General features: G+C 57.6%; 8 protein-coding genes and 1 pseudogene. 6 read left to right on the forward strand and 3 right to left on the reverse strand.

Annotation, left to right across the window (positions count from 1 at the left end):
• The first annotated feature begins 300 nt into the window (after positions 1-300).
• The 5 genes from GZ093_RS18650 to GZ093_RS18670 are packed head-to-tail and all read left to right on the forward strand — an operon-like array spanning position 301 to position 5,782.
• On the forward strand, positions 301-1,284 hold the full coding sequence (locus GZ093_RS18650; RefSeq protein ID WP_296488958.1) for a sugar ABC transporter substrate-binding protein: 984 nt from the start codon (positions 301-303) through the stop codon (positions 1,282-1,284).
• Position 1,285: 1 nt separating this feature from the next.
• Entirely contained in the window at positions 1,286-2,827 is a 1,542-nt protein-coding gene (locus GZ093_RS18655) for a sugar ABC transporter ATP-binding protein (protein WP_296488960.1), read from the forward strand.
• Between the two features lie 25 nt (positions 2,828-2,852).
• On the forward strand, positions 2,853-3,839 hold the full coding sequence (locus GZ093_RS18660) for an ABC transporter permease (RefSeq protein ID WP_296488962.1): 987 nt from the start codon (positions 2,853-2,855) through the stop codon (positions 3,837-3,839).
• Between the two features lie 11 nt (positions 3,840-3,850).
• Positions 3,851-4,819, forward strand: coding sequence for an ABC transporter permease (locus GZ093_RS18665; protein ID WP_363261099.1), 969 nt, complete (start codon positions 3,851-3,853; stop codon positions 4,817-4,819).
• A gap of 27 nt (positions 4,820-4,846) precedes the next feature.
• Entirely contained in the window at positions 4,847-5,782 is a 936-nt protein-coding gene (locus tag GZ093_RS18670) for an SMP-30/gluconolactonase/LRE family protein (RefSeq protein WP_296488963.1), read from the forward strand.
• 81 nt (positions 5,783-5,863) lie between these two features.
• Here GZ093_RS18670 and GZ093_RS18675 read toward each other — a convergent pair whose 3' ends face one another.
• The 3 genes from GZ093_RS18675 to GZ093_RS18685 form a co-directional block, all read right to left on the reverse strand.
• A complete protein-coding gene (locus GZ093_RS18675; protein WP_296488966.1) occupies positions 5,864-6,772 on the reverse strand; it encodes an NAD(P)-dependent oxidoreductase in 909 nt (302 codons plus the stop codon).
• A 236-nt stretch (positions 6,773-7,008) separates the two neighbouring features.
• Positions 7,009-7,263, reverse strand: a complete 255-nt coding sequence (locus GZ093_RS18680) for a hypothetical protein (RefSeq protein ID WP_296488968.1) — start codon at positions 7,261-7,263, stop codon at positions 7,009-7,011.
• A 103-nt stretch (positions 7,264-7,366) separates the two neighbouring features.
• The gene (locus GZ093_RS18685; RefSeq protein WP_296488970.1) at positions 7,367-8,086 is read right to left on the reverse strand and encodes a pentapeptide repeat-containing protein; all 720 of its coding nucleotides are present in this window, start codon (positions 8,084-8,086) and stop codon (positions 7,367-7,369) included.
• A 285-nt stretch (positions 8,087-8,371) separates the two neighbouring features.
• On the opposite strand from GZ093_RS18685, the pseudogene GZ093_RS18690 reads away from it, so the two are divergent.
• Positions 8,372-8,741 (forward strand): annotated as a pseudogene (locus tag GZ093_RS18690) (hypothetical protein); the annotation flags it as partial.

Genomic DNA, 8,741 nt, shown 5'->3' on the forward strand with positions numbered 1-8,741 from the left:
AAACCTTACCCGTGGTTAAAGGTTCCGCGTGCCATCGCTCGTCGGAAAATCAAGAAACATGGCCACGACTGGAAGCCAAAGTAAGTGCCATTCGCCTTAAGGTCTGTCGAGTTGACTGTCCTTTGACTTGCAGTTCAGTTTATTAATTCGTAAAGGAAATATATGTTGCACCGTAACCGTATCGCCGTCGCTGCGGGCCTGCTGGCCGCTGGTTTTGCGCTAGCAGCGCCATTCAAAGTGGTTAGCGGTCCTGGCGTCGAACCGGCCTGCTTCAAGCCCTGGGACGCCAAGACCCAATACATGCAATGGGAGGCCAAAAAAGGTCCCTATCGCATTGCTTTGGCCAATGGCTTTGTCGGCAACACCTGGCGCATTCAGATGATCAAGACGGCCAAGGCATACGCCGAACAGCCGGGCGTAAAAGCAGACCTAAAGGAATTCAAGGTCGTATCGACCGGCGAAGACCTCCCGGCGCAGATTGCCGCCGCGAACAACTTCATTGATTCGGGCTACGATGCGGTGATCGTCAATGCGCTCAATCCGGCCGCCTTCACGCCGGTGGTAAAGAAGGCCAAAGCCGCCGGTGTTGTCCTGGTGTCCTTCGACAACGTCATTGAGTCGCCAGACAACGTGATCGTGAACGTTGACCAGGTTGATCTCGGCCGTGTCGCCGCCCAGTGGCTGCTCAAGGAAATCAAGGCCGACGGCGGCAAGATTCTCGAGGTCCGCGGTGTTACCGGGAACTCGGTCGACCGTGATCGTCACGAGGGCTTCCGCGAAGTTCTGAACAAATCGGGCAAGAAATTCGAGGTGGTAGAAGTGGTTGGCAAATGGGATGACGGCACAGGCCAGAAAGCTACAGCCGATGCCATCGCCGTTCACAAGAAGTTTGCTGGCATTTACACGCAGGGTGGCTCGGCCGGTGTAGTCCGTGCGATGCTCGACGCGAAGCACCCGATGATCCCTGTCTCCGGCGAGACCGAGAACGGTTTCCGAAAATTGTGCGATCAGTACGCGGCGCAGGGCCTGCATTGCTCCTCGGCCGGCACCGGTCCCGCCCAGGTGGCAGTGGCCATGAAGGCGGCGATTGCTGCGCTGAAGGGCGGAAAGGTTCCCCAGGCCATCTCGTTGCCCAAGTCCCTGGTCGAGTACCCCAATTTGAAGAAGGGCACGGACTTCTATCCGGAGTTGGCGGACAACTTCTTTGTCGGTAACTCTTTCGATGCCTGCAAAATCGGTTTCACCGCTGAGGAAATCATGGGCAAGTCGGAGGCCAATCAGTAACATGATTCCGTTATTCCGCATACAGGGCGTGTCAAAGCGCTACAGTGGGGTTCGGGCGCTTGAGGATGCGCGCCTTGAATGCGGGCGGGGGCGGATCCACGCCGTTCTCGGTGAGAACGGCGCTGGCAAGTCCACCTTGATCAAAGTGATGTCCGGGGTCGTCATACCCGACGCCGGACTCATAGAACTTGACGGTAAATCCATTGTGCTTGATGGACCGGCATCGGCGAGCCGCGCGGGAATCGTCAGCGTGTTCCAGGAACTGTCGCTGATGCCGGATCTCAGCGTTGCGGACAATATCGGCATCACCAATCCCCCCCGAAAATTCGGCCTGATCGACCAGCGGGCGCAACGGCGTTTGGCAGAGCAGGCCCTGGCGCAGGTAGGCTGTGAAGACGTTCATCCCCTGGCCCTGGTTCGTGACTTGCCGTTGTCACGGCGGCAGATGGTTGAAATCGCCAAGGCGGTGGCGCGTCAACCAAAGATCATGATTCTTGACGAGGCGACCTCGGCGTTGACGGCGGCAGATGTGCAGCGGGTTTTCACCTTGCTCAAGCGCTTGCGCGACGATGGACTCGCTATTGTCTACATCTCACACCGTATGTCCGAGATTGAGGAACTGGCTGACGATTGCTCGGTCTATCGCAATGGCCGCCATGTCTCCACCTTCACGGCGGGCACCAAAACCCCTGATGAAATCGTCGAAATGATGATTGGACGGGAAGTCAGCCACGCCTACCCGCCCAAGCCAGCTTCGCGTGGCGCCGCCGACGGTACCGGGCAAAAAGTCGACGACGGAAAGCCGCCAACGCTGGACGTCAAGCACCTTAGTTGGAGCGGGCGTCTGCACGACATCGACTTGTCGGTGCGTGCCGGCGAGATCGTGGGTCTCGGGGGCCTGGACGGCCAGGGCCAGCGCGAATTCTTTCTTGCACTGTTTGGCGTGTTGCGCGGGGTATCGGGGCAGATTCAGATCGACGGCAAGACCATCTCGGTGGACAGCCCCAAAGCGGCCAAGCAACCTGACATCGGTATCGCCCTGGTCCCAGAGGACCGCAAGACCGACGGGTTGATGCTGCCCATGAGCGTGCGGGATAACCTGACTTTCGCAGCACTGGATCACTTAAGTCATGCCGGCGTGATCAGCTTTTCGGACGAGGCGCGAGCGACTTCAGAGATGGTCGCCCAGTTGAAAATCAAGGCGCCTGATGTCGATGAAGCGGTTGGCACTTTATCAGGCGGTAATCAGCAAAAAGTAGTGATAGCCAAGTGGTTGCTCAACGCACCACGGGTCATTCTGCTTAATGATCCGACCCGAGGTATCGACGTCGGCACCAAGCAGGAGATTTACCTGTTGCTGCGCAAGTTGGCTGATGAAGGCGTCGCAGTGCTGTTGTATTCCACCGATTACGCCGAGCTGATTGGCTGTTGCGACCGCGTGGCCGTGTTTTTCGACGGCCGCATCGTGCGCTGGCTACAAGGCGACGAAATGACCGAACACGCGCTGGTGGCCAGCGCTCTCAACATCGATGCCCCGGCGTAAGTCGGTGAAAAATGGGCCTGCATTTATGAACCTCGAAGAATTCCGCTTCAGTTTTCGCGAGCATCGCGGGGCTTTCGCCGCAGCCGCCATGTTTGTCGCGATCTTCGCGCTCTTCATCGCGAAATACCAGACCGGATGGACCGTGCCAGTGATCACCACGGCCGCCAACAAGGGCGTGCTGCTGGCCATCGTGGCGATGGCGCAGACGCTGCCGGTGTTGACCGCCGGGATCGATTTGTCGGTGGGCATGGTGTTTGTGCTGGCCAATTGTCTGGCTTCGCATCTGGTGGTCGGCACCCCGGCGCAGGCGGCGCTGGGCATCGTGGTGGTGCTGGCTGTGGGTACCCTGTGCGGCCTGATCAATGGTTTGATCATCGTCTATGGCCGTCTGCAGCCGATCATCACCACCATGGCGACTGGCACCATCTATTTCGGCTTTGCACTCGCCCTGCGACCGGTGCCGGGCGGCGGCGTTCAGGAGGACCTTGCCGATCTGTTGACGGGAGCACAACTCGGAGGAATTCCGTCGTCGCTGTTGGTACTGCTGGCGATCGTAGTCCTTGTCTGGATGCCTTACCGGCGCTCGACGATTGGCCGTGCGGCACTGGCAATCGGCTCGGCAGAAGGCGCGGCCTACATGTCGGGTGTCCCCATCAACCGGACCAAGGTCGTCGCCTACACACTCTCGGGGCTCTTAGCTGCGCTTGGCGGACTGTTTCTGACCTTTATTACCTACTCTGGCGAAGCCTCGATGGCGCTCGGCGGCACCTACACGTTGAACTCGATTGCCGCAGTGGTGATCGGTGGCACATCGCTTGCTGGCGGAGCGGGAAGCGCGATTGGGTCGATATTTGGCGCCTTTGTTTTGCGTACGATTGGTGACCTGTTGTTCGTGTTCGATCTGGACCCGCTTTGGCAACCTTTGTTCCAGGGCGTCATTCTGCTGGTGGCTGTTAGTCTGGGCTCGCTTCAATTGCTCAAGCTGCGCAATCGCCTCGATATGTTCAAGTGACTGGCCTGCAAATGAGCAACCTTATCGTTCGACTTCGCAAATCGGGCCAGATGCCCGTGGCGGCCGCCGCGCTGTGTTCCGTAGGGTTGCTGCTGCTGGGGAGTTTGTATTCGAGCAACTTTCTGTCGGCCGACTACCTGCTGCTGCAACTGCAAATTGCGTCTTTTCTCGGCGTGGTCGCCACTGGTGCCATGCTGGTGATCCTGCTGGGTGGAATTGATCTTTCAGTGCCATGGGTCGTCACCGTTGGCGGCGTGATGTCTGCCGCTGCCGCTGGCTGGTGGGGCGGTGCCGGCGCGAATTTCGCCATCCCGTTCGGTATTGCCTGCGGTGCACTGTTTGGTCTTGTCAACGGCATTGGTGTGGCCTACTTGAGAGTGCCGTCAATGATTTTCACACTCGGCGTCAATGCGGTAGCGCAGGGTCTGGTGGTGGTTCGCACTGGCGGCTTTGCGCCACAAGATCGCGCGACCCCGGCGATGCATCTGATCGCCACCGGTCGCTCCTTCCTTGGAATTCCGAATGCGCTGCTGGTGTGGATCGTGATCGGCTCCGCGACCGTGTTTCTGCTACATCGCACGATGATGGGTCGCGCCATCTATGCCGTGGGTAACCGCGAGCGCGCGGCCTACCTGTCCGGTGTCGATACCCGACGCGTCACCCTGCTTTGCTTTGTAATAGCTGGCGCTTGTTCAGCAGCGGTTGGCGTGCTGCTGACCGGATACTCGACCAAAGCCTATCAAGCCATGGGTGAGGCCTACCTGCTGCCAGCGATCACCGCAGTGGTGTTGGGCGGCACCAATATCCTGGGTGGTCGCGGTTCGTACCTCGGTACGGTGGTTGGCGTGATCCTGATCACGCTTCTGCAGTCGATTTTGTCAGTGATTCAAATACCTGACATGGTTCGACAAGTTATTTATGGCGGCATCATCATTGTGATGCTGCTGATCTATGGACGCGGACGGCGGATGACCGAGTAAAACGAATCTGGATTCACGGGGAATTTTATGGGCGCCTGGCTAAGTACTGGTTTCGAATTGATAGACGAACGCTTCAAAAAATTGGCGTTTCCCAATGTACATGTTGAGAAACTGTACAGCGGTTGTCGATGGGCCGAGGGACCGGCCTGGTTTGCTGCAGGCCGCTATCTGGTGTGGTCAGACATTCCGAACGATCGCATGATGCGCTGGGACGAGACCGACGGTTCGGTTTCTGTATTCCGGCAGCCCGCGATGAACAGCAACGGTCATACCGTTGATCTTGAGGGCCGCCTGGTATCGTGCGAACACCGCGGGCGCTGCGTTTCGCGTACCGAGCATGATGGCAGACGCATTGCGCTTGCCGATAGTTTTGAGGGCAAACGCTTTAACTCCCCCAACGACGTGATCGTGAAGTCAGACGGTAGTGTCTGGTTCACGGACCCGAGCTATGGGATTGATTCCGACTACGAAGGGGACGCAAGCACCAGTGAGATCGGTGCCTGCAATGTCTATCGCCTTGATTCAGTGAGCGGACACGTTACGCTCGTCGCTGGCGACTTCGTGCAGCCCAATGGGCTCGCGTTTTCTCCTGACGAGTCATTCTTATACATTGCAGACACCGGCGCCACGCACCTGGCGAATGGACCCCACCACGTGCGACGCTTCAAGGTTTCGGACGACGGTGCATCAATCTCCGGCGGTGAGGTATTCACCATCTGTGCAGTCGGCCTGTACGACGGGTTCCGCGTCGACGTTCATGGCAACCTGTGGCTATCGGCAGGTGACGGTGTGCACTGCCATTCGAGCGACGGCACGTTGCTGGGGAAGATCCTGATCCCAGAAGCCGTGTCCAACGTGTGTTTCGGCGGGCCCAAGCTCAATCGGTTGTTCATTTGTGGCACCACGTCCCTCTATTCCGTGTACCTGAACACCCGGGCTGCGCCGCGCGGGGGCTGCAGATAGCCTGTTTTTCGCAGGGGGCGCCCCTGGACGGGTCGGCCGATTTTCTGCGAAAAACCCCTGAACTCACGATCTGCCCGGCATCTACTTCACAGGTGTCGGCAAGGGAGCAATCTGCGCGCCAGTCAATTTTTCCTGCGCACTTATCAGGGCCGGCACAAACTGCTTGCCGTAACCCAGCGCCGATGCCGTGGCCAAGCTCTGGTGAACCGCTTCACCCATAAACGACGGCACGTTCACCATCTCTGCCAGGTGCGTGTAGTAACGTAGATCCTTGCGCGCGTTGTCCAGTTCGAACTTGAGACCAGTGAAGTCGCCGTTAAGGGTTTTGGCCATGGCCTGAAAAATTCCGGAATTCACGGCGCCGGCCGACACGACATTCACCAACTGTGAGACATCCACGCCGGCTTTTGCGCCCACCGCAAAAGCTTCGGCAGTAGCAGTGGCGATGGCCTGTGCCACAAAGTTGTTGAGCAGCTTGATGATGTGCCCGGCGCTTGGCCCACCTACATGGAAGATGTTTTCACAATACGCCGACAACAGCACCCTGATCTGCGCAAACACCTCGGGCGAGGCTCCGACCATGGTGTTAAGTTTTCCCAACTCGGCCTCCACTGGTGTGCGCGTCAGCGGCGCATCAACAAGAATGATGTCTCGCTGCGCGCATAAGGCGGCTATACGTCGTGTCGATTCGGGCTCACTCGTGGACGTATCGATAATGATCAGTCCCGCACGGGCCTGCGACAGCACCCCCTCCGATCCAAGGAGGACAGCCTCTACTTGCGGCGACCCCGTTACGCACAATATCACAGCATCGCAGGCACCTAGCTCGGCAGCAGAACCCACCAGACGGGCCCCCAGCGCCAATAGGTCAGCCACCCCTTCGGGGTTACGGTGTACCGTGAGCGACACGGCAAAGCCCTTGGCGAGTAGATTTTTGGCGATGCCGTGGCCCATCAGTCCTGATGCGCCGATGAATCCGATGTGTTTCATCACAGAAGTCTCCTAGTCGTTTACATCAACATTCTTGATCAATCATCACACCTTTGGTGAAGCGGCTTGGGGCGCGTCAACACCAATGCTTTGGAACGAAATGACGAGAAATTTCACCATTTGCCACTTCGTCGAGTCTGCCATTCACCCCATGGTTTGACGGGCGCATGCCGCGCGTCAAAATTAACTGCCGTTCACACAAAATTTTGAATTGACATTCGAACGTTCGCCAATCTTCAATTACTTTGATGTGTCTTGATGTAAGACTGAATGACCTCCGAGACTTTCTCCAGTTTCTGCATCGCTTCCGGAACAAATTTTGCTATCGGGTGCGCTGCTCTGTATTTCTCCATGAAGTCTTCGAGCGACTCGTGCTGGTCTCTTGGAAGTCTTGCTTCCATTTCCTTCTTGGTGCTGTACGCGTGTTGCTGTCGCAATTCAGCGGCCAGTTCGCGAACTTGAGCCGCCAGTATCAAATCTTCTGTTTTCATATCATTTGCCTTCCAAGTTGATTGGGCTGAGACTAACTTCGTTGGTGAATATGGCCGACCCATCCACATCAGCCAAAAGTGACACCGATACTGCAAAGAAATCTCAAGCCACCGTGATTCCAAGTTCCCCCAGTAGCTCCGCGGCCTGATTCAGCGAGATAGTGGCGCCTTTGAACAGTTTCGCATCAACAAGCTTCAGCCCACCAATGTCGGCCTCGCGCAGGTCAGCGCCATCAAAACGTGTCAGCTTCAGATGGGCATTGCGCAAACCTCCTCCCAAGAAGACCGCCTCCCGAAAGTCGCATCCCGACAGATCTGCCTCCGAAAAATCAAGTTGTTGAAGCTGCATCTTCCGAAAGGACATCTTGCGCAAGTCGGCGCCTACGAGCAGCGTATCTGCAAACGACAGGCCCAGATGCGCTACTTCTTCGAAATTGGCGCCCGTGAGCTTGCACTCCTTGAACGATGCGGACGACAGCCTGGCGCGTCGCCACTTGGTGTTGTTGAGGTCGCAATTCCGAAACAGTGCATCGACCAACTCAGCCGCTTCAAAGTCGGCTTGCCGCCCAGGGCATCTGAGCCAGGTGGTTTGCGACAGGACCGAGGCGAACAGGGACGCGTCAATGAAAGTGCAGTCCCTGAATTCAAAGCCGCGCATGTCCAGCCGCGACAGATCAACGCCCTCAAAGTCGCAGTCCTCGAAGGCAAGCGGATTGCCGGACTCGGCAATGAGCGACTCCATTTGCGCGCGTGAGATCGTCTGACCCCCAATGGCGCCGGCCATTGCATCAGACGAAGTCGCTGTATTGGTCGTGTGTGTCATCTGTCCATTGGGCCCGGTTTTGAGCGGAACTGGCATTTTTGCCGGAATGTGCTTTGCTACGCCCGGCGTCATAAATTGACTGCACATTTGTTTCGTAGGATTTTGACCTGCAGTTATGCGATTGGTCAATCCAAGCTGCAGCGGCAAGCCGAGAATTGCTCCAAGAATTCTATAAGCCGTGCGTTGCCGGTCGTTGCCATTGAAGTTCGACGGCGGGCTTTGGGTGGCTCCAAGCTTGGCAGTTGGGGCATCAACGCATCGGCGCCAACAAGATGGGTAATCAAAATGGCAAGATTTTCGATGGCTTCAATAAGGTCAACCTTCTACCGGATGCCAGGGAGCCGCCACGGTCTCTTGTACGGCGCGGTCTTCACGTCGGCGCTGTTGTTGGCTGGGTGCGCAGCCGAAGTGGCAGTCGAAGTGGAGAACAAACAGGCTACACAGGAGATCGCACGGCTCTCAAGGCCGCCCGGTTCGGCCTACACCGGCTGGCGCATCTTCCAGGACCGGTGCGCTCCATGTCATGGGCTCGAGGCGGGCGGAACGGCAATAGCTCCCGATTTGTTGCCTATCGTGCGCGAGATGGGCTCACGCCGTTTCGTGGGCTTGGTGCTCCAGCGTTACGACTGGAATCTTCCGGCGGGGAAAGCCGGCA

Origin of the sequence: Rhodoferax sp. (assembly GCF_010365055.1) — a bacterium.
Classification (GTDB): Bacteria; Pseudomonadota; Gammaproteobacteria; order Burkholderiales; family Burkholderiaceae_C; genus Rhodoferax.

Coding starts and splice junctions, on each gene's coding strand:
- GZ093_RS18650 (WP_296488958.1), top strand. CDS start 301: ATGCAATGGGAGGCCAAAAAAGGTCCCTATCGCATTGCTTTGGCCAAT.
- GZ093_RS18655 (WP_296488960.1), top strand. CDS start 1,286: ATGATTCCGTTATTCCGCATACAGGGCGTGTCAAAGCGCTACAGTGGG.
- GZ093_RS18660 (WP_296488962.1), top strand. CDS start 2,853: ATGAACCTCGAAGAATTCCGCTTCAGTTTTCGCGAGCATCGCGGGGCT.
- GZ093_RS18665 (WP_363261099.1), top strand. CDS start 3,851: ATGAGCAACCTTATCGTTCGACTTCGCAAATCGGGCCAGATGCCCGTG.
- GZ093_RS18670 (WP_296488963.1), top strand. CDS start 4,847: ATGGGCGCCTGGCTAAGTACTGGTTTCGAATTGATAGACGAACGCTTC.
- GZ093_RS18675 (WP_296488966.1), bottom strand. CDS start 6,772: ATGAAACACATCGGATTCATCGGCGCATCAGGACTGATGGGCCACGGC.
- GZ093_RS18680 (WP_296488968.1), bottom strand. CDS start 7,263: ATGAAAACAGAAGATTTGATACTGGCGGCTCAAGTTCGCGAACTGGCC.
- GZ093_RS18685 (WP_296488970.1), bottom strand. CDS start 8,086: ATGACACACACGACCAATACAGCGACTTCGTCTGATGCAATGGCCGGC.